The sequence below is a fragment of the Dyadobacter sp. CY312 genome, assembly GCF_021390535.1.
GTDB lineage: Bacteria > Bacteroidota > Bacteroidia > Cytophagales > Spirosomataceae > Dyadobacter.
Map to the genome: position 1 here is coordinate 160,875 of NZ_JAJUXG010000014.1, position 24,234 is coordinate 185,108.

Below are 24,234 nucleotides of genomic sequence, written 5' to 3' on the forward strand. Positions count from 1 at the left end.
ATAGCCCATCCAGATTGACTGAACGGGCTATTAACAAAATAACGGTTGTTATTACGGTGTACTATTGTGGCTGGTTATATTCATACCAGGCAATTTTCCAATTTCCATTTACTTTTTTCACTACAAAGATCTCGCGGTAGCTGGCCGGGATAGTTTGACCTGTTGCGTTAATCAATGTTGTTCCGGATGAATGCGATCTGACATATCCATATTCGCCGTCAACAACGACTTCGTCAATGTTAAAGGTAAGATTAAGCTTAATTGCAGAAAAGACACTCGTATAAACATCTTTAATGACAGCGCTGCCGATGGCAGTCGGCGAATCCGGGGCCATCAGCACACCATCCGTAGTAAAGGCTGCTGACACAGCGGCCGGATCTGAAGCAGTAACTGCGCTGGCATGCGTTGAAGTTATCAAGGAGTTGATAGCCAGCCTGTCCGCATCCGTTGAAGTAGCAGACTTGTTTTCGATCGTTAGAGTACTTTGTGCCTGGTTTAACGTCCCCATTTTATTCTAGATGTACCTTGCAATTTTCATTTGATCATCTGCCTTTTTCTGTACACGAGAGACCCGCGAAAGCGACTGCCAATAAGAGCGAATTTTTTTTCATTTCTTTTATTTTTTGTTTGTGATACGAAGGTCACGCACATTACCGGTATGCACCCATAAACAACTTTAAGAAGCAGCCTTAACATTGTTTAAGATTCAGTATTGATTTTAATCAACAACCAGACGTATTCCAGTGAATTGCCAGCGCAGATGGGGATGAAAGAAATTTCGGTATGTGCTGCGGCTATGACCTTCCGGGGTTGCCACAGAAGCCCCTCTAAGAACCAATTGACTCACCATAAATTTGCCGTTGTATTCACCTATTGCGCCATCCGCTTTTTTGAAACCGGGATAAGGCAGATAGGCACTGTTGGTCCATTCCCAGCGTGTTCCCCAGCCCAATGCAGCAGATGAAACCTCCCACTCTGCCTCGGTAGGCAACCTCAGCCCTTTCCAGTTCGCAAATGCGGTTGCTTCGTAAAAGCTTATATGACAAACCGGATTTCCCGGAATTATTTCCGACAACCCACCCAAATCATAATTCATCCATTTTCCATCTATCAAATGCCAGTACAGTGGTGCCAACACATGCTCACGCATAACCCAATCCCACCCTTCGGCATGCCAGTAGTTAAAATTCTGATAACCGCCGCTAGTGATAAATTCCAGGAATTCACGATTGGTAACCAGATGGGTCGCAATCTTAAAATCATTCAGCCATACCTGATGCCTACCATGTTCATTATCAAAAGAGAAGTCTTCGCCTTGAAATCCTATCTGGTAATTGCCTGCAACAACCTGGTGAAATGGTTTTTCGACAGAATTCTGGCCCGGTGGAACGTAATCAGGCTGATAGGCAGGAAACAATGGGTTATGCCCAAGGATATACTTAATATCTGTGACCAGTAGCTCCTGATGCTGTTGTTCATGGTTCAGGCCTAGTTCCACGGTTTCTGCCAAAGCAGAATCTGGTTTGGCATTTTCCAGAAGTTTAGCCATTTGCTGATCGACGTATCTTCGGTAGACATAAACATCATCTACTGTCGGCCTGCTAAGATTTCCCCGGTCAGTGCGGATCACCCTCGCCCCGACTGTCTCATAATAGCTATTGAATACAAAATCATACTGATTGTCATAAACCTGGTATCCCGGCAAAAATGGTTTCAACACAAAGGTTTCAAAAAACCATGTGGTATGTCCCAGATGCCATTTAGGAGGACTTACGTCCGCGCATGGTTGTACCACATAATCCTCTGTTTTTAACGGACGGCATATAAATTCGGTGTGCTGCCTGATCGCAGCAAACCGGGCTGATAATTCTTTGCCAGCCATTACAATGGTTTCTTCCATTTTTTTGGGAATTTAATCGTTTAATTTGGCCTCAGACAGCCTTCCATACCACATCGGCAAACCATCCTTTGGAGTCTGTAAAAGTAGACACAGCTTCAAAACCGCTATCGACCGCCATCTGGTTGATCTGGCTGAGCGAGTACTTTTGAGAAATTTCCATCCAAATACATTCTCCTTCGCTGAAATGAATATCCGCATCAGGAAATATCACGGTATGCTCACGCTGAGACACGAGGTAGCTTTTACAGGCACCAGTCCAGGGATCGTAACTGCAGTAATGATCAAACAAATCAAGATCAAAGTCAGCGCCCAATTCTGAATTGATCCGCTGTAACAGGTTTAGATTAAAGGCTTTGGTAATGCCCTGCTGATCTGAATACGCCGCCCGAATCAAATAAGGGTCTTTTACCAAATCGAAGCCTATCAAAGCCATATCGCCAGGCCTTATCGATTGCCGTATGAGGGTGCAAAACCGGAGTGCATCTGCCGGTGGCATGTTCCCAATGTTCGAACCCAGAAACATGACTACCTTATGTAGACTTGATAATGAAACCGCCTGATCGAGCATCTGGAAATATTCCCCTTCCAATGGCTGGATATCCAGTTCAGGGTTTTCGGCAAGTAAGTTACCAGTCAACTCATCAAGGATATTTCCGGAAATATCAACCGGCATATAACGGAACGATTTACCTTGCCGGGCAAGACTATCCAGGAGATATACCGTTTTTGTTCCATCTCCCGCCCCTAATTCAATAATATCAAAGCTATCTTCACCATTTTGGATCGCGGCGCAAATCCGCTCACGTTGCTGTTTTATAATGGCAGCCTCACAGCGTGTTAGATAATAATCCTCACAGGCCATAATCTGTTGAAACAGTCGATCGCCCTGCTTATCATAAAAATATTTTGAGGGAAGCGTTTTAAATTCCTTGGTAAGGCCCTCAATCACACCAAGATAAAATGCACCATTTTCTCCCATTACTTGGGTTGGGGAAAGGGCTTCCTGAACATTTTGTTCCATATTAACTTGTTATTTCAGTCGGTAGTTATTACAATTTTTCCGCTTGCCTTGTTGCTATCCATCAGCTTGTGGGCTTGGGCGATATCGTCAAGCTTGAACACGCCGCCGATGCTTAATTTTATTTCACCGCGCTCTACCATCGATATAAAAGACTGAAATGCCTTGTGATCGACACTCATCTGTCCGGTATCATATACAGTCAGATTTACTGCGGCAGGAATGTAATCCATGGGTGCAAAATCCTGGATACTCCAGGTTTCAGAAAGCATTCCGGTCATACAAACGATACCTCCCGGTTTAGCGCAGGAAAGTGAATCTTTTAAAGTATTGGCTCCGACCAGCTCCAATATTTTGTCGATTCCCCCGGGATACAGCTTATCAACCTGTGCTTTCAGGTTACCATCGTCAATCAGCACTGCTTCGGCACCTTGTTCGATCAAGAACTGCTTTTTCTCTTCGCTGCGACTCGTTGCAATCACACTCAGTCCTGAGTGGCGGGCAAGCTGTATGGCCAGAAGCCCGATTGACGATGTACCACCGCGAATCAGTATACTTTCGCCTTTTTGTATGCGCAGCGCAAGATGCAGGGAACCGTAAACGGTCTGGAACATTTCAGGAATTGCGCCGAGTACGTCCCAGGAAAGCGTACTGTTAAACGGATAGATGATCGAGCTGGGTAAGACAGCATATTCTGCGTAGCTCCCATCATAATCCCTTCCTATTCCACCCATGCAGGCAGCCACTTGTTGTCCAGGCTGCCATTTACCACTGGGGTCAGCAACTATTTCGCCCACACATTCAATGCCCAATATCCTAGGAAAAAGTACTCCGGGTGAGTATCCTTTGCGGGTCATCAGCTCGGAACGGTTTAACCCGAAAGCCTTTACTTTTACCAGCACTTGTCCCGGATTCGGTTCTGGCACCGACTTGTCTTCAATGATCAGCCGCTCTGGCCCTCCCGCTTGATAAATAACCGCTGCTTTCATAAATCCCTATTTTTTATTAAAGGTATTAAAAATGTACCTCGCTATTTTCCAGGATCCTGCCTGCCGTTTTAGCACAAACAAATCACGTGTTTTCATAGACGTAGCATGACCGGCAAAGTTCTTGATTGCAACCGTTGCTACGCTTTCAACGATGCCAAAATTCTGATCAACAACTACATTTAAAATTGAATAGCCGGCTTGTACAGTCCGGCGCTCAAAGAATTTTTCGGCACTGGCCAAAATCTTGTGAGGTCCTTTGATTGTAGGAAGGCCATCCGGCATAAAACATCCGTCCCGCACATACAGGGCTGCAATTGCAGCAGCATCGCTATTGTTGAGCGCAGTAGAATATGCATTCAACAATTCTTCAATCATTTGCTCGTCTTGCTTCATTGTCATCAATTGTTACTTTGTTTATAAATAGCCCTGACTCGATCTTACTCCCACAAATTATTTGTTGGATTTCAGATCGGGAGTTATAAGACAAAGTTCTGACAAGCAGTCAAAACGCACCCATAAACAACTATAAGAAAAACTCTTAAACTATATTAAGATTTGTCCCTGGAAACGATTGACTTTCGGATTTTACTTAGGAATTCAGGAGTGATCCCCAGGTAAGATGCAATCTGTGCATTTGGTAGTCGGTTAGCCAAATGAGGATATTGGGCCAGAAATGACTGGTAGCGCTGCTCACCGGTAGAGCTGATGTTTTCCAGTACCCTGTTTTGAAGCTCCATATATTTTTGCTCCGTAATGATACGGAAATTCCGGTCAAACTTGTGATGATTGATAAACAGGTAAAGAAGATCTGCTTTTTTAATTTGCAGGATCGTAGATGGCTCCATAGCCTCAATGTACATCAGGCTGGGTTTTTCGGAATAAAAGCTGCTTAAATCTGCTATCCACCGATCCGCCGGCCGACCATTCTCAGCAACAAATTGCAAATTATGCTCCACGCCCTTCTGGTCTACGTGGTACATCTTAAAACATCCTGAAACCACGAAGGAATAGTATTGGCACACATCTCCCTGTTGCAGTATGAAATGACGACGTTTCACCTGCTTTTCAACAAATAACCGGGTTATTTCAGCCCGCTCTTTTTCGGCAAGCGGAAAATACTGTTTGAAATATTCTATAAGTTGAGATGTTGCCAAAATTTGAGCTTTAGAGTCAAGATGTGATTTAAGATTATTGAAATAACACCTTTTTATGATTTTAGTTACATTACTGTTTCAAGATTGCATTCAAATCACTGCCAACAATTTGATCGGGCACCCTCTCCAACCTTGAAGTAGTTTAAGAGTATTTCTTAAAATAAGTTATGGGTACATCTGCTAGCAAACTGGGATCTTTGTGGCACGTTAAAGCCCAAGGCAATGAACTTTCAATGTGAACAAGTCTAATCAACCATAGCTATGAAATCCACCATCCCAGTATTAATGAGTTTCCTGATGCTGATCAGCTATGCGAATGCCCAAAACATTAAACTTAACCTTACAAAGCTAGAACCGGTTCAGGCATCCATGTCCGTTCAGACGATCGTTGGCAAGCAAGCGCTCCGGGTATTGAAAGATACTTCGGTGAAGGAAGTGGATGAACCTACGTTTGTCAAAGTGAAAGAAGTAGACTTTCGTGATGGTATCATTGAAGTAAAAGTGCTAAGCAGGTTACTAAAAGACGCACCCGAATATGCTCGCGGATTTATTGGTATCGCTTTTCGTATCGATGAGCAAAACTCAAAATATGAGAGCATTTACATTCGTCCAACCAATGGCCGGGCCCAGAATCAGGTCCGCAGAAACCATTCCATCCAATACTATGCATATCCGGATTACAAGTTTGACCTGCTCCGCAAACAATCTCCGGAAAAATATGAGTCGTACGCGGATATGGAGCTGAATAAATGGATCACCCTGCGGATTGAAGTGAAAGGCGCTTCTGCCAAATTATTCATAGATAAAAATCCGCAGCCATCACTGGTTGTCAATGACCTCAAACTAGGACCCGACGCATCAGGCGGTGTAGCACTCTGGGTGGAAGTGGGCACGGAAGGATTTTTTACCGATCTAAAAATTTCAAAGCCAGATTAACACAAACTGAAAATGAACCAGTTACAATTTAAACTTTTATGTTGTCTGCTATTACTGACAGGTATAAACGCGATTGGGCAGGACCTGAAACACCTCAGGCATTTCATGCAGCAAAACCCATCGCCCGAAACTGCCATACCTTATGGCAACAATCCAAAAGCTGGCCAGTATCTAAAAAGTGGTAATGCCAGGATTTATTATGAAGTATATGGCAAAGGAAAACCAATTGTCATTTTACATGGCGGCATATTCGGGTCAACGCTTGAAATGGGGCGGTTCATCGACAGCCTTTCCAAAAACTACAAAGTCATAGCTGTATCGACCAGAGGGCATGGAAAATCAGAAATAGGAAAGGCAGATCCCAGCTACGAGCAAAAGGCAAAAGATATTCATGCAATCATTCAGGCAGAAAAAAGTGACAGTGCAACCGTGCTTGGGTTTAGTGATGGGCTTACACAGGCTATTATCTTGCTGCCGCATTTCCTGCAAAAATAAAAAAGCTGATTGCGATTGGAGCAGGCTCCTGGAAAAAGGGATGGAGAAACTTTACTGTTAATAAAGAAATGGCTCTGAGTTGGACAGTCTTTATTGGAAACAGCAAATGGCATTAGTACCTGAGCCAGAAAGGGTCGATGAGTGGTTTACCTCCATTAGCAAAATGTATAATTCTACCGAGGTCAAAGATGAAGTTTTTAAACAAATTCAATGCCCTGTACTGGTGCTGTCTGGCGAACTGGACCAAAACGCCCCACTTCAAACTGTCATCGATGCTTATCGCCTGATACCTCATGCCCAGCTGGGAATTATCCTTAATGCGCCACATCCGGTTTTTCTGGTGAATTTCGACGCAGTTTGGGCTAGTATGACACTCTTTTTACAACTTTGACTTTGATTAATAATCTTATGTCCCAAGTGTACATTTTAAGGTATCCTTGACCAAGCTTACTGAACAAAAAAGGCACCTGCGAATCGATAGCAGGCACCTTTTTTGTCAGGTCGGCCAATCGACAATAGACTATTCTATCCACCGTTTTCAGACACACATTTGATGTAGCGGCGATGTTTCAACTGGCTTCATTTCACCCTCCTATCGTTCACATGGGAAACAACCCACACTACTAGGCATGCATCGTTTCAGCCTCTTGCATATTGGCAGCTACTGGCTCCCGGTGCATATTCCCCCAGTCAGACATAGAGGCAAGAACCGGCCTGAGCGTTTCGCCAAGTGAGGTAAGCCTGTACTCCACGCGTGGTGGCACTTCCGGGTATACCTGACGCTCCACGATTCCGTCATTTTCCAGTTCGCGTAATTGCGCCACCAGCATCCGCTCGGAGATTCCTTCAATGTCTCGGTTAAGTTCACTATAACGCATGGTCTTGTTGGATAGTCTGCATAGAATCGCAGGTTTCCACCTGCCCCCAATTAGACCTACGGTATAGGCCATACCACAGCTATCGATAATGTGCTTTTCATTAAAAGCATTGGTGGAGCTCTCTTTTCTCATTTCTTACTTTTTTGTAAGTACCTAACAATTATAGCAGTACAGTGCGAATATAACCTATTTTACGGAAATTCGATTCATAATTAATTATCGAATCAAATGAAAAAGTTAGAAAACAAAGTAGCGCTGGTAACGGGTGGTAGCCGTGGTATTGGAGCAGCAATCAGCAAAAAATTAGCACGGGAAGGTGCAACAGTGGTGTTCACCTATTCGCACGCAACCGAGAAGGCCGACGCAGTGGTTACCCAGATCCAGGAAGCGGGGGGAAATGCATTAGCGATCCAGGCCGATAGTTCCGATAGCCAACAAATTACGGATGCAGTAAATACCACCATCGCACAGTTTGGCCATATCGATATACTCGTGAGCAATGCGGGTATCTATATAGGAAAGGCATTCGAAGACCACACGCTTGAAGATTACGAGCGCATTATGTCCATCAATGTGCGTGCCGTTTACCTGGCGGCCCATGCGGTAGCAAAACAAATGTCGGCCGGTGGCCGGATTATCACCATTGGTAGCAATATGGCCGATAATTCATTTGGTCCACAGACAACTTTGTATACCATGAGCAAATCAGCCTTAAAGGGCTTCACGCGTGGTTTGGCCCGTGACCTGGGTCCAAAAGGCGTTACAGTAAACCTGGTACAACCAGGGCCAATCGATACCGATATGAACCCTTCCAATACGGAACATGCCGAGCTTTTAAGAGAAAGGATGGCTATTCCAAAATACGGGACCGGCGATGACATTGCCGGCCTGGTGTCTTTTTTGGCGAGTGAAGAAGGGAAGTTTATTACAGGTTCCGCGCTGACCATTGACGGAGGTTTTAATGCCTGATCGGTTTTTTGATACAGTTTGTCATTTAGCGAGGCTGCTTTTTTGAAGCAGCCTCGCTTTGTTTTAGGTCTGGTCAAGCTTTGAATTGAATATCTATAAAAAAAGGTAAAAACGCACGTTTTGCAAGGTTTAGAAAGCTTAACCTGAGCTATCATACTTTAATATACTGTCAAAGTAATTCATTCTACAGTCGGGAGTGGGAAAAGTAAACTGTTATTTCTTAGCAAGAAACCAGGCAGTTTTGCCTGCAAATTGCCCATCTCGCCTACTGACTGAGCTTATCTCAAAACACTAATTATTCGAGGCAAATATTGATGGGCAAATTATAGAGAGATGAAGTAGATTTCCCAGAAATTCTCGCTGGCTGCCATGCAGGCATAAGCCTAACTACTCGAATACATTCTTTTTCAACACCAGAACCGAAGCCTTTTAATGCTTTAATGTTTACTATACTTCCAACCGAATCGATTTTCAGTTGCAAAAACACCTTCCCTGAGACGTTTGCTTTCAAAGCCTTCTCTGGAAATCTAAGATTTTTCAACAAAAACTTATACATCTCAGCCTTCCCTCCTGGAAATTCAGCTTCCACATCAGGACGCCGAAATTCGGTCTGGGCAAAGCATCCAAATGATTGTAAAAAGAATAGAAGTACGGACAATCTGAGGCATATAATCATAGGATTCAACTTAGGAAATTGGTAGCTTAAAAGCTCAAGTAAAAGAACATCTTCACCTGATGCAGCTGCGAATCCAGAACAAATTGGGAGAAGTGAGCTGATCATGTACAAAACCAAGAATTTTACTAAAAAGCCAAAGCCCTTCTTGTTCTGTGTACCGTCATTTAACATAAAATGCAGTTATGAGAACAACTTGGTTATTCATGCAAAATTCAGCCACGTGGACTTGGAAGCTTTGGTGCAGGCGCGTACCCAAACGGACGAATTAAAGGAAGTACTGGTCCGTGTTCATCCGTGGTCCTCTTTACGTTATGGATATGCTGCTGTAGATATGGTTGAAAAACTGTATCAGGGTATTATTCCCAAATACTGGATCTGGCCTATGCCATTACCATCCATAAATCCCAAGGCAGTGAGTTTGAAACCGTCATCATTCCATTGGTCACCCAGCATTTTGGCATGCTGTTCCGAAACCTTGTGTACACCGGAATTACCAGAACGAAAAAACTGGTCGTTTTTGTTGGTACCAGAAAAGCGCTGGCTATGGCGGTCAATAAACAGAACACTGCCGCCAGGCAAACTGCGCTTGCATATCTGTTACGCCAAACCGGCATGTAAACAGGGGGTAGCTAAACTACTTTCAGTAAATCTTATATCATTTCTCTCTTGCAGGTGGAAGGGTGGAGAATTCGCTAGGCCGCCCCACCCAATTCCATGGCAAAAGGGCGATCAACTTTACCGCCTTAGCCCTTCGTTAACTCTCTGAGAGCAAATGTGATATTCGGGTCAATTGAACCCCAAATAGCGTGGTCAGCCTAAGCGAATTACGGAGGTCAACAGCTGGTTTATCGTCACTTTTGGTGAAAACATTTTAATTGTTGTACTAGACTATAATATTTGTATACGGATTTTTTATTATGGGTTCGTGAATATCATTTCGAAGTGTTCAACAATTGGAAATGGATCGTAATAGTGATGTAACAGACGCTTCCAATCTTTATAGGCGTCAGATTCTCTAAAACCGACTGTGTGGTCTTCAAGCTTATTCCATTCCACGAGTAGTAAGTACTTATTAGATTGTTCAACACATTTTTGTAGACTGTGCCTTATATAGCCAGTTGTCGAACTGATGTGTTTACCGGCTAACGCAAAGTCTCTTTCAAATTCAATTTCTTGATTCTTTTTAACATGTAAGATTGCTACTTCTAGTATCATAAACAGAATGAAATTGTACGAACAATATTTTTGGTCAGGGTTATGCAAAGATATTAAACCGTAATCGATTTATTTTTCGCCAAAAGTGACGCAGAACCCAACAGCTCCGAATTCTCCACTTAGATGCTGCAAATCAAAACGCGTCAGCAAAATTATCGACGTTATACATTCCTCGGCAATCGTAACAATGTTAGAGTTACATTAATTCTGCAATCGTTCTTTTTCCTCCACAATTGACGTAGCCTAACTACTTTACAAGACTTTTCACTTGCTGGACAACAGTTTAAAACGAACGTGTAGGTCACCTCCCCCGAGTTTCCCTTCCAGTGCCGCATTGACCATTGCGCTGGTGTTAGCCAGCTTGACCCGGGTACCCGTCCCATAATGCCCACCTGCCCAGCCTGTATTGACCATATAGAAATTGACCTCTCGGTCGCGTCCTGCCTGCTCCAATGCAATAATAAAGTACACTATCATGTACTTTTCTTGCTATCTATAAGGTTTTAAGCTTTGATCCTCACAGAAAGTATATTTTAGTATACTTTTTTGCGTGATACTGTAACTCGCACCAGCGTGGCACTAAAAAAGTATATTATAGAATACTTTTTTAGGGTAATTCGAGATAAAATCCTTAACTTTACTTTAAAAGAACATTATAATGAACTTTGTATCTATCATTGAGGCGATCAAAGCTAGGCGAGAATCACTTAAGGTTACGCAAAAAGCCCTATCAGATTTATCTGGTGTAGCACCGGGCGCTTTGAAAAAATTTGAGTCTGGCAAGGGCAATCCTACTTTGTCAACATTGAAGAAACTATGTGATGCCCTGGGCCTTGAAATCACCCTAAGCATAAAAAAAACCATTAATCCATGAGAAGTGCAAAGGTTCTTTTTAGAGGAGAGCAGGCCGGTATCCTATTGCAGGATAACAACGGTGTATTTGAATTTCACTATCACAAAGAATGGGCAGAAGACAGTTCGAAACCTCCTATCAGTTTGACCTTACCAAAAACGATTGAGGCCTATCAGTCTGAATACTTGTTTCCCTTTTTCTATAACATGTTGCCGGAGGGCTCCAATAAAGAAGTGGTGTGTCACCTAAACCGTATAGATCGAAACGACTACTTTGGCCTGCTACTCACAATTGCAAAAAGCGACACGATTGGGGCTGTGACAATTATTAAAATTGACAATCAATGAGGTTACCAGATATTCAATTTTGCCCGGGCACATTGGCCCCTGGCTATGACACTTATAGTAAGAATTGTCTCAGGCGGGTCTTCGATGGCAAGCGCGTAAGCCATATTTTGAGGTATGATTCACCCGCGAGCAATCAAGACACCAATGAACTGTTTGAAGAAAATCGCAAACGGATGTCAATATCAGGTGTTCAGGAAAAGTTTTCGGTAATCCTTGATAAGAATAAATTACGATTGATCGAAGAAGGCGAGCAGGGTAATTATATTTTGAAGCCCATACCGTCCACCGGACGCCGGCCGGATCAGATGCCGGCCAACGAGCATCTGACTATGCAGATCGCCAGGCAGGTTTATGGTATCGAAACAGCAGACAACGCATTGATCTTTTTTGCGGAAGGAGCGCAGGCCTACATTACTAAAAGATTTGACAGGTTTCCTGATGGCAGGAAATGTGCGCAGGATGATTTTGCATCACTGACGGGACGCATGCCCCAAACCCATGGAGAACACTATAAATACTTAGGAAGTTACCTGGAAATGTTTGATCTGATGCAAAAGTATGTTCCTGCTTACACAGTCGAATCCCCAAAATTGCTCCGTAGATTAATGTTTAATTATTTATTCTCTAACGGTGATGCGCATTTCAAAAACTTCTCATTGCTCGAAACCGATCAGGGAGACTATCGTTTGAGTCCAGCCTATGATTTGCTCAATAGCCGTATACATATTCGTGATAAAGATTTTGCATTGGACGATGGACTTTTACCCAAGAAACTAGCCCAAGGTAAGGTGATACAGCAATTTACCTCTCTAGCTGAAATAGCAGGAATTAACTCTAAAGTATTTGACGGAATAGTCGCACGTATGCTCAGCGGGGCCGAACAAGTGGAGCAGTTAATTCTTGCGTCTTTCCTAGACGAAACGACAAAACAAAACTATTTGCAGGCTTATCAGGGACGACTCAGGCAGCTTCTGAAAACTTAGTTGTTTTTGTGCAAAAGAGTAATCAAAATTCTCCAGTGCTCCAATTCTTCTACTCAGTATTCGTATTCCTTCTTTAAAGGTTTGTACCTCTTGCTGCTTTTGATTCAGTCGCTTTTCGTTAATTGCATAACCCTTCATCAGGTAATCTTCTAAGCGCTGGGTCGCCCATTGCCGAAATTGAGTGGCTTTTTGCCGAATTCACCTGATAACCTGGCGATAGATTGGAGAATTCGGATGACTTGACCACTTGATTCCGTGGCAGATTGTCCATCAACCCATTCTTTAATTCCATGAGTTACACAACTATCAGTCAGTCACTTATACTGGTCAATTCAATCCGAAATGACATGATCTTAATTCCCAAATTAAGATGGTCAACGGCTCCGTATTCTCCACCTCCATGAAGGACAATCTTGCGCTTTTTAGCCGGTTTCCGATGAAAAAATACCCATCCACTGAGAAGTTTAAGTCGAATGTGGCTACTGTGACAATTCCCGGAAACAAAAAAATACTCATTGGCAACTGGTGGCTTCGATATGCGCACGATCATGAATATACGGGATCTTATGCCAACCCAGGTTCCGATCCCAACAATTGGATCGCTGAAGATAAAATGCTCGCTGGCGTTGATGCCCAAAATAATATCGATAACGACATCGACCCGATACTTCTCTCGGAACCTTCTCTGCCGGTAATTGTTGCCGGAGATTTCAATTCAGGGAGCCATCTGGACTGGACTTCCAGAGCTGCCTCTCTGCACTATGGTTACGGCCCGGTCGATTTTCCTATTTCGAAATTAATGCTACAAAACGGATATGCCGACAGCTACCGTATCATACATCCAAACGAGGTCACCCACCCCGCCGGAACATTTGCCGCCATTTACGGACATATGCAAACGTTGCGTATTGATTATGTCTATTACAAAGGACCGGGATTAAAACCCAGGTTCTCAAAGATCATCAGAACACCTCCCCAGATCGACGATGTATGGCCTTCGGATCATTCGGCTGTCTTGACGGTATTTGAAATTCACTAACAGACAGGGTCTGTTAGTGTCGAAATGATATCACTTTCAAATCTAATTCCTTAACCAAACCATATAAAAAATGCTCAAAAAGATATTATCACTGGCAGTATTAATCATTAGCGTCTGTGAAGGTTATGGACAATCCAAACAAAAAAAGGTGTTGTTCGTCATTGTAGATGGCATTTCAGGTGATGTAATTGAAAAAATAGCCAAGCCGAATCTGGACATTATCTGCAAAGCGGGTGGTTTCACCCGCGCTCATGTTGGTGGCGGCAAGGGGACGTACTCTCAAACACCGACGATTTCGGCCGTTGGATACAACAGTCTGCTCACCGGAACCTGGGTCAATAAACACAATGTCTGGGATAACGACATTAAAGATCCCAACTACCAGTACTGGACGATATTCCGGTTTTTCAAGGAGCAGTACCCGCATAAAAGAAGCGCTGTCTTCTCCACCTGGCTCGACAACCGCACCAAACTGGTAGGCGACGGATTGCCACAGACGGACGGACTACGCATTGACTATCCCTTCGACGGCTTTGAGCTGGATACCATTCATTTTCCTCACGACAAGCAGAGTGAATACATCCACCTGATCGATGAAAAGGTTGTCGATCAGGCGGCCACCTACATCAGAACTGATAGTCCTGATCTGTCCTGGGTATATCTGGAATACACCGATGACATGGGACATAAGTATGGAGATAGTGAGCAGTTTCACAAGGCGATCGGGATCATGGATGATCAGATGGGTCGCCTTTACCGAGCAATCGAATACAGACAGAAAAGCTTTCAGGAGGATTGGTTGATTGTGATCACAACCGACCATGGCCGTGCGCCAAACACGGGTAAAGGCCATGGAGGCCAGTCAGACCGGGAACGTGATACCTGGATTGTTACAAATGCCAAAGACCTGAACACCCATTTTAAAGAAAAAAAAGGATCATTTACTCCGGCTATTGTTGATATTATGCCAACAGTCGCCAGGCATCTGGATGTTACGATCCCAAAAGAACAGGCCTTTGAGCTGGACGGTGTTTCACTTACCGGAAAAATATCGGTTGATCAGCCAGAGATAAAAAAAGAAGGAAACAAGATATACCTTACCTGGAATGCCCTGACCAAAGATGAAAAGGTTAAGATCTGGCTATCGACAACCAACCATTTTGAAAAAGGAGAAAGAGATCTTTATCTTTTAATGGATGACGTACCAGTAGAAAATCGGAAGGCCGAACTGGACGTTTCTAAGCTTCCGCCCGGCTTTTTTAAGGTTGTAATTGAAGGAAAGCACAACAGCGTAAACCGCTGGATTGTGGAAAAGTAGGTAACAAAAAACGTCACGCACGGTTTCGTGCGTGACGAAAATACCAGATAGAAAAAACTACATCTTCATCATCAAATGGCTAAATTTGTTGACACCAATACCTTTCTGGACGGTTCCGGACCTGAGCATCCTTGCCAACCACGTACCAGGGGAAATTAAACGGATGTTCTGCATCTATGGTGCGGGTGGTCACAAAAGAGGTGCGCATGGCCATTATAAAGCCTGGAATACTCTGACCTGCATCAAAGGTAGATGCCATATCTGTTGCTGTAAGGGAGTCAGTGAAAACTATTTTATATTGGACAATCCCTGCATGTTTCTAATGCTGGAACCCGTGACTGGCATGTGATGACCCATTCGATTATATCGACGGACCATCCATGATCAAGAGTGTACTTAGACAGCTTTAAGATTCAAATTAATCATATTGCGTTTGTTGCCTGCCCACTTTTTCAAAACATATTTTCATTCCGATCACGTAATACCTGAAATATATTTTCATGCAAAAAAATCTGCCATCCAGCTAGTCCGCATGCCCGTTTCCAGATCAAGGTGTTCAAATCGTTTGTAAGAACAGAAAGAACCCATATCGCTGTCGCCATTAATGAAGATAGCTCCAACGACGATCACATGTTTACAGGGATAATTTGTTTTCGAAATCAGAGTTTGTATACGGTCGTCGATCGCCTCAAACATCACCTCGGTAGCTTCAAAAATCCGACTCTCCGCCTCTTTAATCCGACTTCCTGAACGCAGAAATATCTGCTCAATGCTGTTCATCTGATAGTCCAGGCTGGTAACATCATCCTGAATAATCTGATTATCAATAAGTTTACCTAATGCGCCTTGCGCTGCACCGCAACATGAAGAGTTGCCACTTTGTCCTATCCGGTGGATCTCGCCTATCTTGCCCTCTTTGGTAACGCCTATATGTGGAGCATAAAAAATAACCACTGCTCCATCCTCTGGAACATGGTGCGCAAAAGCGTTCATGCCGGTAACGCCTGCAAACGGGAAACCATTCAAGCCTCCCATGTGAAACGGACCAAGCATTTCATAAGCCCTTGGAGGATATTGAATCGCGTTCACATCATCACAACACATGCTGTCGGCATGCATGAGTTGATTAGGTTTTAAGTTCAGTTTGCTTTCAATAACATCCAGCAGACTGTTAATTGTATCTTCCGTTGTCTTTGCGTTCGGATAAAATCTCCGGACGATGTCGATATAAAGTGTTTGATCCATTATTTATGTTACATTAAAATATCATTTTCTGCTACAATGGCCGGTGGTAGGTCGGATTCTCCGAGTATCTCTCTAAGGTCGCTTTCAATGGTGCGGCACATAGAGGTGATGGGAACATCGTTCGCTCCACCTTCGAACGGATTCTCAGTACTTTCTCCAACCTGTTCAAGCGAAGTAAACACCCAGCCAACAATTACACTGAATGGAATGGTAAGCCAAACACCATGATCACCCAACTTTGCAAATTCGTTCAACATGCCGAAGGGCATCAATATCACCAGCAAGCGGATGAAAAATAGGTTGATACTGGCAAACTGGCGTGGGTATGGAAAATTTTTGATACGCTCACTTTTACCCTGATGCTCATACAGCTCCTTCAAAAGGTTGGCCATTTGCATGTAAGGAAAGGTTTCCAGTTGTCCCGATTGCTTTAACGCTTTCAGCTGTGCTGATTGCAAAGCGATAATCTGGGTGGCCCGGTTTTTAGCTTTCAGAACTGCGCTACATTCCTTTTCGGTAAGATAGGGCTCCAATTCTTCACCCAGGTCGCTTTCCCACTCGGGAACCCTGTAGTATTTTTTAAATTCAACGTTATAAGGCTTTGTCCTTATATGTTCCCAACTACGAGGATCACGCATTTGGAATCTCAATGCCGTAAGCCATGCAAAATGTCTGTAAACCAGTTGACGGTGCAGGATCTGCTCCTCTTCTTCGGCAACTCCCGCTACAAAATCACGAGCCATAATGCCCCATGCTCTGCTACTATTGATAATAGCACCCCATATCTGCCGCGCCTCCCAGGTTCTGTTATAGGTTTGTGTGTTTTTAAAACCGGCAATAAAGGATGCTGCCGTCCCGACCAGCGCAATAGGAACCCAGGGAATTGCAATCCATTTCCACCCAAGCACCTGATACAGAGCAGTGGGAACCGCGGCTAAAAGTACCAAAGCATAAATACTTCGACGGGTCCAGACAAGAAATACGCCAAGTTTATAATGTGAACTGATATTCATATGGTTAGTTTGTTTTACTTGTAAATTTGCTCAAAAGAACACCCACCAGCACCACGGTATAAAATTGTCCAGCAATACCGATAAATGAGGTCACAAGTTTGGTGCTGTGATGACTAGGGGTAATATCCCCAAAACCAATACTAGTAAAGGTGATTGAACAAAAATAGACCAGATCAATAAAAATACTGGCAGAAGAAGAAGTATCAATTCCTTTAAAGGACTCCGAATTGTTGTATTCCATAGTTTGCAACAAAAAAACCGAAATTTCTATCAGTAGAAAATACCCGCAAACCGCAGCTGAAATGATGTCGGTATTGATATAGCCAGGCCTTAGTAAAAACCGTAATAATTCCAGAAACAAGAACACAAAAAAGACAACATAATTGATATTCAGTATTTTAAAATAATCCGGATCATGTTTGAAAAATGGAATTCCTACGGGTAGCAACAGCACAACAATAAAATGAATATTTCGAAACCAATGCCGCAGACTATGTTTGCCTGTAAAAATAAAAATACTCCCAAGTCCCAGAACTAGCATATTGATCGGCCAGATCACGCGCGTATAAAAGTCGAGGTCTGTTAAAAAAATGCCAATAAATAAATGCTGCGCCAGTGCAAAAAGTAAAATTTCATATTTGCGGTTGCGCAATAAGTCAACAAAGCCGCTTTGCATCAGTTGGCTTGACCTATATCCAGTCTATCCACCTTCCCGGCTGCATCGAAATGGAACTTGAAATAAGTTCTGAAATCACCCCACTTTTCTGTATGGAAGTTTCCGAAAATATCCTTTCCCTCATTTTCGACCTTATCAATAGTAGTAAACTTCTCATGACCGCAAGCCTCTTTCACAAATGCCTGAAAATTGCGCGGGCTACCGTCATCATAAAGTTTTGCATCGGCTGTAAAAAACGAGATGAATGTTTTACTATCACCTTTTTGCCAGGCATCAAATGCGGCTTTTACTGTTTGGTTGGTTAGTTTGCTTGTGTCCACTGTTTTGGTTGTTTGGTTGTTTAATTTTTGTTGCGGTCGCTGTCCACAGGCAATAAAGCCAGTTGAGCAGATTAATGTGATTGCCAGAATTGTGTATTTCATAATTATTTGCACTTGCCACAGATGCACCGCAGCGGCGGCCGCAGATATTCCAAATTCAGCCTTCTCATCTGTGCATCTGTGGCTAATTTTTAAATGGATGCTGCAAATAAATGATCACCAGGTTAAGAAGCAGAAAGGGCAATTCAATCATCACGCCTTTAAGATCCCTGTCCATTAAGTGAAAACAGATGATCAGCAGAATGCCCGCTGCCATCAGAAAATTACCCCAGACGAATGTTTTGGGATACAAAATAAGCAGCGCGCTCAATACTGTTATCGCCCCGTTAAATGTTATCAAACTCCTTGAAAAACCCCATTTCCCAAAAAGTTCTAACATTTCAGGTTTACCCATAAACATGGCCCAGCCTTGTTTAAAACCCATGAACACGGCTACAAGAATAAGTGCAGAGTTGATTATTTTCAGTATCATAACTTTTAATTAATTGGTTAAATGATGCATAAGTATTTGTCTCATAAAACTTCCAAATTAAGGTTTGTTTTAATGTTTGCCACGAATGCTTTCGACTATCGTGCATTCGTGGTAAAACTTTTAAGAAAAAACACTCAAATTTTTCGCAATGTCCTTGCCTTCATATGGCGGAAAAACATCCAGTTCCAGATCCGGATTTCCAATGAGCATGGCTTTGGTATTACTCAGTGCATCAAAACCTGCCTTGCCATAATACTTGCCCATTCCGGCGTAACCAACACCCCCAAAAGGCAGACTGTCTATCCAGCAATGCAGGTTGGTTTGATTGATACAGCCTCCGCCAAAAGAAACTGCATTCAGGAAGTAATCTATATTCCGCTGATTCTTGCTAAAGAAATAAGCGGCCAAAGACTTGGGCTTACGTTTGATAATTTCCACGATTTGCTTCAAATCACTGTAAACCATAATAGGGAAAACAGGACCAAAAATCTCCTGTTGCAAAGCCGGATCATCCCATGTACTTGGATACAAAATAGTGGGCTCTACATATCGTTGCTTGACATTAAACCTTCCGCCCAAAACCACTTTTTCAGGTATGATGTACGATGCCACTCTTTCGGTATCGTGTTCGCTGATCATCCTGGCAAAATCAGGGCTCTGACTTGGGTCTTCACCATACATTTTTACGGTTGCATTTTTGAGCTTATCAACAAATTCTTCGGCGATACTTTCGTGCACATACACATAACCCGGCGCAATACACCACTGCCCCGAAATGGCATAATGTCCCCAGGCAATCCGGTCAACAGCAATATCCAGGTTGGCCGTTTCATCTACCACGGTCGGGTTTTGCCCGCCCAATTCTAACACAATGGGTGTGAGGTTTTCCGCGGCTGCCCGCATCACTACTTTTCCCACCGCGGAGCTTCCGGTAAAGAAGATAAAATCGAAAGGCAAAAGAAGTAATTCTGTAATTTCCTCTCTCCCACCCGTGACTACCGTCACCGCTTCGGGCTGAAAATATTTCGGTATAAGCTCAGCAAAAAGTGCAGCCACGGTGGGCGTAACGTTGGCAGGCTTAAGCACAACAGGATTTCCGGCGGCCAGTGCTGCAATAGCTGGATCCAGGAGCAGCAATACTGGTGCGTTAAACGGCCCGATAACCAGCGTTACACCAAAAGGTTCTTTGTAAATAACCCCTTTGTTACCCGTATCTTCCAACCCCTTCGGTATTTCTACCTGCTGGGGAGTCATAAGCTGTTTAAGGTTTTCTTTGTAATATTTTATGTTACCGAGTGGTACCGTAATTTCAAAAAGCTGTTCAAATGGCGGTTTGTTAAAATCGGTTTTCAGTGCCTGGCAAAAGGCATCCTGATTGTCGGTCAAAAATTTTTCCAGACGGTTGAGCTGATCCATCCGCCACTCGTATGTTTTGGTGGTATCAGTATAAAAAAACTCCTTCTGTTTATCGAACAAAGACTGAAATGTATTCATGATTCTATAAATTTTTAGTACACATGATTAAGGTCCTCAACACGTTATCCTATTTAAACACACCAAAATTTTCAAGCGGAACTGTAAGTACCAGCCAGGCCAGAATTTTATTGCCGGTTACCTTATCGCTTTGATACATACACATTACCTGCGGAGTAAGCCATTTGAACAATTTCAAATCAGCACCCAAAATAATCCTGTTGCGCGTAAACTGTCCACCGTTTAGGCTCAGGTAAACTTCATCCTGCAAGAAAACACTCGCCTGCTTTTTAAAAAGTTGTGTTTTGTGTGTAATGCCCGGCCGGTTTCTATAAAATGACAGGTCACCGCCGGTCCGAAAACGGTGAAAGTACATATTCCGATCGGCAAGCGTCCAGTTTTTAGCAAGCGCAACAGCCAGCGTAGCCATCCCCAGGAACTGGTGCTCTTCAATCCTGCCACCGTTATCCAGGTCCACATTCACATAAGTATATCCGGGAGTAAGTGTGATGTATTTGTGGACTTTGAAGTTAGGTAGTACTAAAAGTGCCTTCACATTGTCTGTTGGGCTCATACCGCTGTAAATCAAAAGCTTGTTACTTTTTGGGATATTCATGCTCACGCCACCAACGACAAAGGAACTTACTCCGTCGATATCCTGCGCCTGAGTTGGAATTGATGCAACAGTAAGCAATATAAGTAAAACCAGGTTCTTTGGTAAAAGGCAGATTATCGATTTCAGCATCATTAACAAGGAGATCATTATGCCTGCCCGATATCCAGACGCTCAAACTTACCTTCCGAATTTTGTTCGAACTTAAAAAAAACAGGAAAAGTCCCCCATTGCCCGGCTTTAAAATTTCCAATTATCGCAGTTCCGTTACTTCCTACCTCATCAATGCTTAGAAAAACTTCCTTACCACATGAACCCTTTACGAAGCCATAAAAATCCCTTGGGTTACCATCGTCAGTCATTTTCGGTTCTACTGCGAAATACGAAAGAAATCTCATACTGTCACCTTTTTGCCGTGCTTCCAACGCTGCTTTTACGGTTGGGTTGGTTAGTTTTGAATAGTCCATTTGATTTACAGTTAGTTGTTTGATGATCTGTTTTTAAAAATGGGGCCGTACAAGATGTCTGTATCGGCCCCATTTTATTCTCATACCATTTAATTGATTGAAGTAAATTATTTGCTCACAACGATCCTGGTCGCTTTCACCTTGCCATTTTGCTCTACAACCTGAACGATGTAGATTCCATCAGGAAAGCTACTGATATCGACACGGCTTGGAACAACTCCTTGTGAAGTGTGCAAAATCCGGCCCATTTTGTTAAATATCTTCAGCGAGCGTGCGTTAGGCGCATCCACTTTAATGAACGAAGATGCAGGATTCGGATAAACGCTAACAAGATCTGCCGAACTCTCAAAATTGACATTACGGATATTAGTAAACGCATAGGTCCCGTCCACGTCAATCATTTTTAACCGGTAGTATAATATGGAAGATGTTGCCGGCAAGTCCAGGAAGGAATAATTTTGTATTTCACTACTTTCACCCTTCGCACTTACTGTCCCGGCGGTATCAAAATGTCGGGCATCCGCGCTGCGCTGTATTTCAAAGTGAGATGCGTTGCTTTCTGATGTCGTTGCCCATGTAAGTGAGACATGATCCTCTGTCTTTTTAGCATTAAAACTTAACAGCGTAACCGGTAGCGGTGTGGTTTTGTCGCTCGTTTTGGTAAACCAAGCTTGCTCGCTGGTAGCTGAAAAAGGAATGCCGAAATTCATGAGCATCTCCGAGCTGTTGATAGTAAACATGTGTACCCCTGGAGACTCATAATCAATTCTGTCCGAAGGCTGCCATTGGGCACTACCATTATAACGGGTAATATAGGCCTGATCATCGATATAACTTGTACCGTTAGTAGATATGTTGTGCTGAAGTTGTATGGTACTGGGACTGCCCGAACCATAAATATGCCAAACCCTGTCCATACCTTCCTGTGGAGTTCCGATCTGTGCCGTGGTGGCGGTATAGTCTGTGACGCTCACATTTAATTCAACAATACCGTAGGAACCAAATGTTGCAGGAGTATAGTCGCCTTCGGCAATACCCACAGGGAATGTAAAGCTGCCGCTCGGCCCCTCATTAAATTCCATAGCCATGTGCCCATCTATGCTGTTACTCGTCACCACCATGCGGTTGACACCAAAATTACTTACAGTTGCAGGTTCCCGAAACACGAAATCATTGCCATTCAGCAGCACATCGCCATTATCCACTTCAAAGGAAAAATCTTTTCCTATTTTAAGTGCAGCTGCAAGGGCTCCCGAAGGATTGATAATATCAAATCCCGGATCTGCAATATCATCTAATATGATATTCGCAGGATTTTGATGTTTTATATTCAGGTTTATAAAGTTACCGTCATTACCATCTATAATGGTAGCTCCAGCGGCAACGGTATAAAACGGATTTGCTGCCGGGTCGGCAATGACAAGTGTACCGGTGCCCGATATCTTTGCTGTAGGTGCTATCCATACATTGGAGCTATAGACCACGTGCACGCCGTTTATTTCCCACACTGCATCGGGCCCGATGTAAAGTGTTTCGCTGTATTCGAAAGTAACATCGCTAACGGCTGTTGTACGGTAACCGTTGTCTAGTGTACTGCTCTGCGCTGTTGCTGCGTGCCAAGAGGCAATCAGTGCAGTAAAAAGACCGTATATTAATATTTTTTTCATTTATATATCATTTTGTGAAACAGGTATACCTGAATCCAATTTTTCTGTGCGATTCATTAACTAAACCAACGAACGATCAACCGAGTCAATACTCCATAACTATCTAGAGTCCCTTGTGTCTTTCCAGTTTTCACTGCGACAAACAACCCTTAAATCGCCCTCCATCCGGCATCACCTTGAATACCATCTCCATTTACATCATTTACATATACCTCGGCGCGGCCAATGCTTGTATTGTAGCGAAGTGTGCCAAATACCGCTGTTGCGGGGCGTTCTGCATCTGTACCCGTGGGTAGCAATACACCATCAGTACCACTTATTTCAAGGGTAAGATCTGGTTTGGTAGTGTGATAGCCACCTATTTTGGTTTTACCATTTTTAAGGACTGTTAAAGCGTTACTACGCGTTATTGATGGTGTAGCGAAGCCATTGCCCACCTGGAACAGAGCATCGGTAGCTACAGGAACATATCCTGTACCACCAGTGTAATTCGTTCCAGTTCTTATTGCATTATCACTTCCAATCACTGTTTCATGATTTGACGTAGCAACGGTACGTATTCCCATTGCAGTAGAAAAATTCCCACTGGCGGTTGAGCTGTATCCCGTTGCAATTGATAAAAGTCCACTGGCGGTTGTAAATTCACCCATCGCTACTGATTCAACTCCGCTAGCTGTTGAACCATTACCTACGGCGGTTGATCGATCTCCGCTGGCTGTAGTACCAAGACCCATTGCGATTGAAGTACTTCCACTTGCTGTAGAATTAAGACCCATTGCGGTTGACCTGCTTCCACTTGCTATAGTACCACTTCCGGTTGCAATAGCATATTGTCCCGAAGCGGTATTTCCTAGTCCAAATGCTGCTGAATTACTACCTACTGAGCCTAAGTGGTCTGTTCCCACACGAATCGCTCCACGCACATCTAATTTTGCAAGTGGGTTTGTGGTTGAGAAATCTCCTAAACCTAAGTTTCCGTTCTGGTAAATGTTTTGGGTGTTGGTGGTTGCTTTTGTAGTTGTGCCTTCTACTTGGAATGGCTCCTGATAGACAGAAGCAGCGTTATACTTTTTTGCTACCCAGCCACCACCATCCCAATAGTATTCACCTGCTCCCCCACTTAATACTGGATAGGTAGTGCTCCCTTCCGTCGTCGTTGTACTGGTATTATATACAGTGTATCCACCTTCGGCGGGCGCCGCGCCATTCAGCGGTGCCCAGCTGGTGGTGCTTGTAAGTTCCACCCGGGGAAGCAGCAAGGCTCTGTTGTTACTTTCAAGGTCCAATATGGCCCCAGGCTTGGCAAGTGACGAACTACCAGTTACTGATCCGTCTTTGATTTTTGTTTGTGCGTTGCTTGTAATAGTAATAAGCATCAGGGCACTGCCTGTAAGAAGTGTAGAGAAATGATTCATTTTTTTATAATATTTTAGAGAAACAGAATATATGTATGCCGCT

32 protein-coding genes are annotated in these 24,234 nt (G+C 43.4%); 11 read left to right on the forward strand and 21 right to left on the reverse strand.

Translation table 11 applies throughout. The annotated features are described in order from the left end of the window. Nucleotides 1–61: 61 nt before the first annotated feature. The 6 genes from LZG71_RS20370 to LZG71_RS20395 all read right to left on the reverse strand — a co-directional run bounded on the left by LZG71_RS20370 (nt 62) and on the right by LZG71_RS20395 (nt 5,061). Nucleotides 62–508 carry a nuclear transport factor 2 family protein gene (locus LZG71_RS20370; protein ID WP_233823474.1) on the reverse strand — a complete coding sequence of 149 codons (447 nt, stop codon included), beginning with the start codon at nt 506–508 and terminating at the stop codon, nt 62–64. Nucleotides 509–718: 210 nt separating this feature from the next. Then, the gene (gene egtB / locus LZG71_RS20375; protein WP_233823476.1) at nt 719–1,900 is read right to left on the reverse strand and encodes an ergothioneine biosynthesis protein EgtB; all 1,182 of its coding nucleotides are present in this window, start codon (nt 1,898–1,900) and stop codon (nt 719–721) included. A gap of 31 nt (nt 1,901–1,931) precedes the next feature. Beyond that, complete coding sequence (gene egtD, locus LZG71_RS20380; protein WP_233823478.1) at nt 1,932–2,921, reverse strand: L-histidine N(alpha)-methyltransferase; 990 nt, start codon at nt 2,919–2,921, stop codon at nt 1,932–1,934. A gap of 14 nt (nt 2,922–2,935) precedes the next feature. After that, nucleotides 2,936–3,907, reverse strand: a complete 972-nt coding sequence (locus LZG71_RS20385) for a zinc-binding alcohol dehydrogenase family protein (protein ID WP_233823480.1) — start codon at nt 3,905–3,907, stop codon at nt 2,936–2,938. Between the two features lie 6 nt (nt 3,908–3,913). After that, complete coding sequence (locus LZG71_RS20390; RefSeq protein WP_233823482.1) at nt 3,914–4,306, reverse strand: SgcJ/EcaC family oxidoreductase; 393 nt, start codon at nt 4,304–4,306, stop codon at nt 3,914–3,916. Between the two features lie 149 nt (nt 4,307–4,455). Further along, nucleotides 4,456–5,061 carry a Crp/Fnr family transcriptional regulator gene (locus tag LZG71_RS20395; protein WP_233823484.1) on the reverse strand — a complete coding sequence of 202 codons (606 nt, stop codon included), beginning with the start codon at nt 5,059–5,061 and terminating at the stop codon, nt 4,456–4,458. Nucleotides 5,062–5,322: 261 nt separating this feature from the next. Here LZG71_RS20395 and LZG71_RS20400 point away from each other — a divergent pair, with 261 nt between their 5' ends. The 3 genes from LZG71_RS20400 to LZG71_RS20410 all read left to right on the forward strand — a co-directional run bounded on the left by LZG71_RS20400 (nt 5,323) and on the right by LZG71_RS20410 (nt 6,883). Next, nucleotides 5,323–5,997, forward strand: coding sequence for a hypothetical protein (locus tag LZG71_RS20400; RefSeq protein WP_233823486.1), 675 nt, complete (start codon nt 5,323–5,325; stop codon nt 5,995–5,997). 12 nt (nt 5,998–6,009) lie between these two features. Beyond that, entirely contained in the window at nt 6,010–6,492 is a 483-nt protein-coding gene (locus LZG71_RS20405; protein WP_233823488.1) for an alpha/beta fold hydrolase, read from the forward strand. 106 nt (nt 6,493–6,598) lie between these two features. Further along, nucleotides 6,599–6,883 (forward strand): alpha/beta fold hydrolase, encoded by a 285-nt coding sequence (locus LZG71_RS20410; RefSeq protein ID WP_233823490.1) that lies wholly within the window; start codon nt 6,599–6,601, stop codon nt 6,881–6,883. Nucleotides 6,884–7,115: 232 nt separating this feature from the next. Here LZG71_RS20410 and LZG71_RS20415 read toward each other — a convergent pair whose 3' ends face one another. After that, complete coding sequence (locus tag LZG71_RS20415; RefSeq protein WP_304488666.1) at nt 7,116–7,502, reverse strand: helix-turn-helix domain-containing protein; 387 nt, start codon at nt 7,500–7,502, stop codon at nt 7,116–7,118. A gap of 96 nt (nt 7,503–7,598) precedes the next feature. Between LZG71_RS20415 and LZG71_RS20420 the strand changes: the two genes are divergently transcribed. Beyond that, nucleotides 7,599–8,339, forward strand: a complete 741-nt coding sequence (locus tag LZG71_RS20420; protein ID WP_233823492.1) for an SDR family NAD(P)-dependent oxidoreductase — start codon at nt 7,599–7,601, stop codon at nt 8,337–8,339. Between the two features lie 295 nt (nt 8,340–8,634). Here the strand turns inward: LZG71_RS20420 and LZG71_RS20425 are convergent, their stop codons facing one another. Beyond that, a complete protein-coding gene (locus tag LZG71_RS20425) occupies nt 8,635–9,186 on the reverse strand; it encodes an energy transducer TonB (RefSeq protein WP_233823494.1) in 552 nt (183 codons plus the stop codon). Between the two features lie 261 nt (nt 9,187–9,447). Between LZG71_RS20425 and LZG71_RS20430 the strand changes: the two genes are divergently transcribed. Continuing rightward, nucleotides 9,448–9,633, forward strand: a complete 186-nt coding sequence (locus LZG71_RS20430) for an ATP-binding domain-containing protein (RefSeq protein ID WP_409013647.1) — start codon at nt 9,448–9,450, stop codon at nt 9,631–9,633. Nucleotides 9,634–9,930: 297 nt separating this feature from the next. On the opposite strand, the gene LZG71_RS20435 is transcribed toward LZG71_RS20430, so the two are convergent. Next, entirely contained in the window at nt 9,931–10,230 is a 300-nt protein-coding gene (locus LZG71_RS20435) for an antibiotic biosynthesis monooxygenase (RefSeq protein WP_233823498.1), read from the reverse strand. Between the two features lie 264 nt (nt 10,231–10,494). Continuing rightward, nucleotides 10,495–10,707, reverse strand: a complete 213-nt coding sequence (locus LZG71_RS20440) for a phosphoenolpyruvate carboxykinase (ATP) (RefSeq protein ID WP_233823500.1) — start codon at nt 10,705–10,707, stop codon at nt 10,495–10,497. A gap of 181 nt (nt 10,708–10,888) precedes the next feature. On the opposite strand from LZG71_RS20440, the gene LZG71_RS20445 reads away from it, so the two are divergent. The 3 genes from LZG71_RS20445 to LZG71_RS20455 all read left to right on the forward strand — a co-directional run bounded on the left by LZG71_RS20445 (nt 10,889) and on the right by LZG71_RS20455 (nt 12,413). Then, nucleotides 10,889–11,104 carry a helix-turn-helix domain-containing protein gene (locus tag LZG71_RS20445; RefSeq protein ID WP_233823502.1) on the forward strand — a complete coding sequence of 72 codons (216 nt, stop codon included), beginning with the start codon at nt 10,889–10,891 and terminating at the stop codon, nt 11,102–11,104. Continuing rightward, the gene (locus tag LZG71_RS20450) at nt 11,101–11,430 is read left to right on the forward strand and encodes a HipA N-terminal domain-containing protein (protein ID WP_233823504.1); all 330 of its coding nucleotides are present in this window, start codon (nt 11,101–11,103) and stop codon (nt 11,428–11,430) included. Before LZG71_RS20445 ends, LZG71_RS20450 begins: the two co-directional genes overlap by 4 nt. Nucleotides 11,431–11,603: 173 nt before the next feature. Further along, on the forward strand, nt 11,604–12,413 hold the full coding sequence (locus tag LZG71_RS20455) for a HipA domain-containing protein (RefSeq protein WP_233823507.1): 810 nt from the start codon (nt 11,604–11,606) through the stop codon (nt 12,411–12,413). On the opposite strand, the gene LZG71_RS20460 is transcribed toward LZG71_RS20455, so the two are convergent. Continuing rightward, nucleotides 12,342–12,551: a hypothetical protein gene (locus LZG71_RS20460; protein WP_233823509.1), complete on the reverse strand. Its 210-nt coding sequence runs from the start codon at nt 12,549–12,551 to the stop codon at nt 12,342–12,344. The genes LZG71_RS20455 and LZG71_RS20460 overlap by 72 nt on opposite strands. Before the next feature lie 232 nt (nt 12,552–12,783). On the opposite strand from LZG71_RS20460, the gene LZG71_RS20465 reads away from it, so the two are divergent. The 3 genes from LZG71_RS20465 to LZG71_RS30710 all read left to right on the forward strand — a co-directional run bounded on the left by LZG71_RS20465 (nt 12,784) and on the right by LZG71_RS30710 (nt 15,119). Next, nucleotides 12,784–13,452, forward strand: coding sequence for an endonuclease/exonuclease/phosphatase family protein (locus tag LZG71_RS20465; protein ID WP_233823511.1), 669 nt, complete (start codon nt 12,784–12,786; stop codon nt 13,450–13,452). A 70-nt stretch (nt 13,453–13,522) separates the two neighbouring features. Then, a complete protein-coding gene (locus LZG71_RS20470) occupies nt 13,523–14,770 on the forward strand; it encodes an alkaline phosphatase family protein (RefSeq protein WP_233823513.1) in 1,248 nt (415 codons plus the stop codon). Between the two features lie 163 nt (nt 14,771–14,933). Next, nucleotides 14,934–15,119 carry a WxcM-like domain-containing protein gene (locus LZG71_RS30710; protein ID WP_409013648.1) on the forward strand — a complete coding sequence of 62 codons (186 nt, stop codon included), beginning with the start codon at nt 14,934–14,936 and terminating at the stop codon, nt 15,117–15,119. A 149-nt stretch (nt 15,120–15,268) separates the two neighbouring features. Here the strand turns inward: LZG71_RS30710 and LZG71_RS20480 are convergent, their stop codons facing one another. The 10 genes from LZG71_RS20480 to LZG71_RS20525 all read right to left on the reverse strand — a co-directional run bounded on the left by LZG71_RS20480 (nt 15,269) and on the right by LZG71_RS20525 (nt 24,191). Beyond that, nucleotides 15,269–16,015 carry a hypothetical protein gene (locus LZG71_RS20480; protein ID WP_233823517.1) on the reverse strand — a complete coding sequence of 249 codons (747 nt, stop codon included), beginning with the start codon at nt 16,013–16,015 and terminating at the stop codon, nt 15,269–15,271. An 8-nt stretch (nt 16,016–16,023) separates the two neighbouring features. Beyond that, complete coding sequence (locus LZG71_RS20485; protein WP_233823519.1) at nt 16,024–17,028, reverse strand: bestrophin family protein; 1,005 nt, start codon at nt 17,026–17,028, stop codon at nt 16,024–16,026. Nucleotides 17,029–17,032: 4 nt separating this feature from the next. After that, nucleotides 17,033–17,704, reverse strand: coding sequence for a potassium channel family protein (locus LZG71_RS20490; protein ID WP_233823521.1), 672 nt, complete (start codon nt 17,702–17,704; stop codon nt 17,033–17,035). Next, entirely contained in the window at nt 17,704–18,126 is a 423-nt protein-coding gene (locus LZG71_RS20495; RefSeq protein WP_233823523.1) for a hypothetical protein, read from the reverse strand. The genes LZG71_RS20490 and LZG71_RS20495 overlap by 1 nt, the downstream gene beginning before the upstream one ends. An 82-nt stretch (nt 18,127–18,208) precedes the next feature. After that, the gene (locus LZG71_RS20500; RefSeq protein ID WP_233823525.1) at nt 18,209–18,556 is read right to left on the reverse strand and encodes a DoxX family protein; all 348 of its coding nucleotides are present in this window, start codon (nt 18,554–18,556) and stop codon (nt 18,209–18,211) included. 120 nt (nt 18,557–18,676) lie between these two features. Further along, nucleotides 18,677–20,050 (reverse strand): aldehyde dehydrogenase family protein, encoded by a 1,374-nt coding sequence (locus tag LZG71_RS20505; RefSeq protein WP_233823527.1) that lies wholly within the window; start codon nt 20,048–20,050, stop codon nt 18,677–18,679. A 49-nt stretch (nt 20,051–20,099) separates the two neighbouring features. Continuing rightward, entirely contained in the window at nt 20,100–20,777 is a 678-nt protein-coding gene (locus LZG71_RS20510) for a DUF2490 domain-containing protein (RefSeq protein WP_233823529.1), read from the reverse strand. 14 nt (nt 20,778–20,791) lie between these two features. After that, nucleotides 20,792–21,109: a hypothetical protein gene (locus LZG71_RS20515; protein WP_233823531.1), complete on the reverse strand. Its 318-nt coding sequence runs from the start codon at nt 21,107–21,109 to the stop codon at nt 20,792–20,794. Between the two features lie 107 nt (nt 21,110–21,216). Then, complete coding sequence (locus LZG71_RS20520) at nt 21,217–22,776, reverse strand: T9SS type A sorting domain-containing protein (protein ID WP_233823533.1); 1,560 nt, start codon at nt 22,774–22,776, stop codon at nt 21,217–21,219. A 149-nt stretch (nt 22,777–22,925) separates the two neighbouring features. Continuing rightward, a complete protein-coding gene (locus LZG71_RS20525; protein WP_233823535.1) occupies nt 22,926–24,191 on the reverse strand; it encodes a hypothetical protein in 1,266 nt (421 codons plus the stop codon). Between the last annotated feature and the right edge of the window lie 43 nt (nt 24,192–24,234).

Excerpts from the sequence above, each read along its gene's own strand:
- LZG71_RS20490 (WP_233823521.1), bottom strand. The coding sequence starts at position 17,704 with ATGCAAAGCGGCTTTGTTGACTTATTGCGCAACCGCAAATATGAAATT.
- LZG71_RS20515 (WP_233823531.1), bottom strand. The coding sequence starts at position 21,109 with ATGGACTATTCAAAACTAACCAACCCAACCGTAAAAGCAGCGTTGGAA.
- LZG71_RS20460 (WP_233823509.1), bottom strand. The coding sequence starts at position 12,551 with ATGAAGGGTTATGCAATTAACGAAAAGCGACTGAATCAAAAGCAGCAA.
- LZG71_RS20505 (WP_233823527.1), bottom strand. The coding sequence starts at position 20,050 with ATGAATACATTTCAGTCTTTGTTCGATAAACAGAAGGAGTTTTTTTAT.
- LZG71_RS20390 (WP_233823482.1), bottom strand. The coding sequence starts at position 4,306 with ATGACAATGAAGCAAGACGAGCAAATGATTGAAGAATTGTTGAATGCA.
- LZG71_RS20485 (WP_233823519.1), bottom strand. The coding sequence starts at position 17,028 with ATGAATATCAGTTCACATTATAAACTTGGCGTATTTCTTGTCTGGACC.
- LZG71_RS20435 (WP_233823498.1), bottom strand. The coding sequence starts at position 10,230 with ATGATACTAGAAGTAGCAATCTTACATGTTAAAAAGAATCAAGAAATT.
- LZG71_RS20420 (WP_233823492.1), top strand. The coding sequence starts at position 7,599 with ATGAAAAAGTTAGAAAACAAAGTAGCGCTGGTAACGGGTGGTAGCCGT.
- LZG71_RS20450 (WP_233823504.1), top strand. The coding sequence starts at position 11,101 with ATGAGAAGTGCAAAGGTTCTTTTTAGAGGAGAGCAGGCCGGTATCCTA.
- LZG71_RS20480 (WP_233823517.1), bottom strand. The coding sequence starts at position 16,015 with ATGGATCAAACACTTTATATCGACATCGTCCGGAGATTTTATCCGAAC.
- LZG71_RS20470 (WP_233823513.1), top strand. The coding sequence starts at position 13,523 with ATGCTCAAAAAGATATTATCACTGGCAGTATTAATCATTAGCGTCTGT.
- egtD (WP_233823478.1), bottom strand. The coding sequence starts at position 2,921 with ATGGAACAAAATGTTCAGGAAGCCCTTTCCCCAACCCAAGTAATGGGA.
- LZG71_RS20400 (WP_233823486.1), top strand. The coding sequence starts at position 5,323 with ATGAAATCCACCATCCCAGTATTAATGAGTTTCCTGATGCTGATCAGC.
- LZG71_RS20405 (WP_233823488.1), top strand. The coding sequence starts at position 6,010 with ATGAACCAGTTACAATTTAAACTTTTATGTTGTCTGCTATTACTGACA.
- egtB (WP_233823476.1), bottom strand. The coding sequence starts at position 1,900 with ATGGAAGAAACCATTGTAATGGCTGGCAAAGAATTATCAGCCCGGTTT.
- LZG71_RS20510 (WP_233823529.1), bottom strand. The coding sequence starts at position 20,777 with ATGATGCTGAAATCGATAATCTGCCTTTTACCAAAGAACCTGGTTTTA.
- LZG71_RS20385 (WP_233823480.1), bottom strand. The coding sequence starts at position 3,907 with ATGAAAGCAGCGGTTATTTATCAAGCGGGAGGGCCAGAGCGGCTGATC.
- LZG71_RS20370 (WP_233823474.1), bottom strand. The coding sequence starts at position 508 with ATGGGGACGTTAAACCAGGCACAAAGTACTCTAACGATCGAAAACAAG.
- LZG71_RS20410 (WP_233823490.1), top strand. The coding sequence starts at position 6,599 with ATGGCATTAGTACCTGAGCCAGAAAGGGTCGATGAGTGGTTTACCTCC.
- LZG71_RS20500 (WP_233823525.1), bottom strand. The coding sequence starts at position 18,556 with ATGATACTGAAAATAATCAACTCTGCACTTATTCTTGTAGCCGTGTTC.
- LZG71_RS20455 (WP_233823507.1), top strand. The coding sequence starts at position 11,604 with ATGTCAATATCAGGTGTTCAGGAAAAGTTTTCGGTAATCCTTGATAAG.
- LZG71_RS20440 (WP_233823500.1), bottom strand. The coding sequence starts at position 10,707 with ATGATAGTGTACTTTATTATTGCATTGGAGCAGGCAGGACGCGACCGA.
- LZG71_RS20415 (WP_304488666.1), bottom strand. The coding sequence starts at position 7,502 with ATGAGAAAAGAGAGCTCCACCAATGCTTTTAATGAAAAGCACATTATC.
- LZG71_RS20465 (WP_233823511.1), top strand. The coding sequence starts at position 12,784 with ATGGTCAACGGCTCCGTATTCTCCACCTCCATGAAGGACAATCTTGCG.
- LZG71_RS20520 (WP_233823533.1), bottom strand. The coding sequence starts at position 22,776 with ATGAAAAAAATATTAATATACGGTCTTTTTACTGCACTGATTGCCTCT.
- LZG71_RS20445 (WP_233823502.1), top strand. The coding sequence starts at position 10,889 with ATGAACTTTGTATCTATCATTGAGGCGATCAAAGCTAGGCGAGAATCA.
- LZG71_RS20525 (WP_233823535.1), bottom strand. The coding sequence starts at position 24,191 with ATGAATCATTTCTCTACACTTCTTACAGGCAGTGCCCTGATGCTTATT.
- LZG71_RS20425 (WP_233823494.1), bottom strand. The coding sequence starts at position 9,186 with ATGTTAAATGACGGTACACAGAACAAGAAGGGCTTTGGCTTTTTAGTA.
- LZG71_RS30710 (WP_409013648.1), top strand. The coding sequence starts at position 14,934 with ATGTTCTGCATCTATGGTGCGGGTGGTCACAAAAGAGGTGCGCATGGC.
- LZG71_RS20495 (WP_233823523.1), bottom strand. The coding sequence starts at position 18,126 with ATGAAATACACAATTCTGGCAATCACATTAATCTGCTCAACTGGCTTT.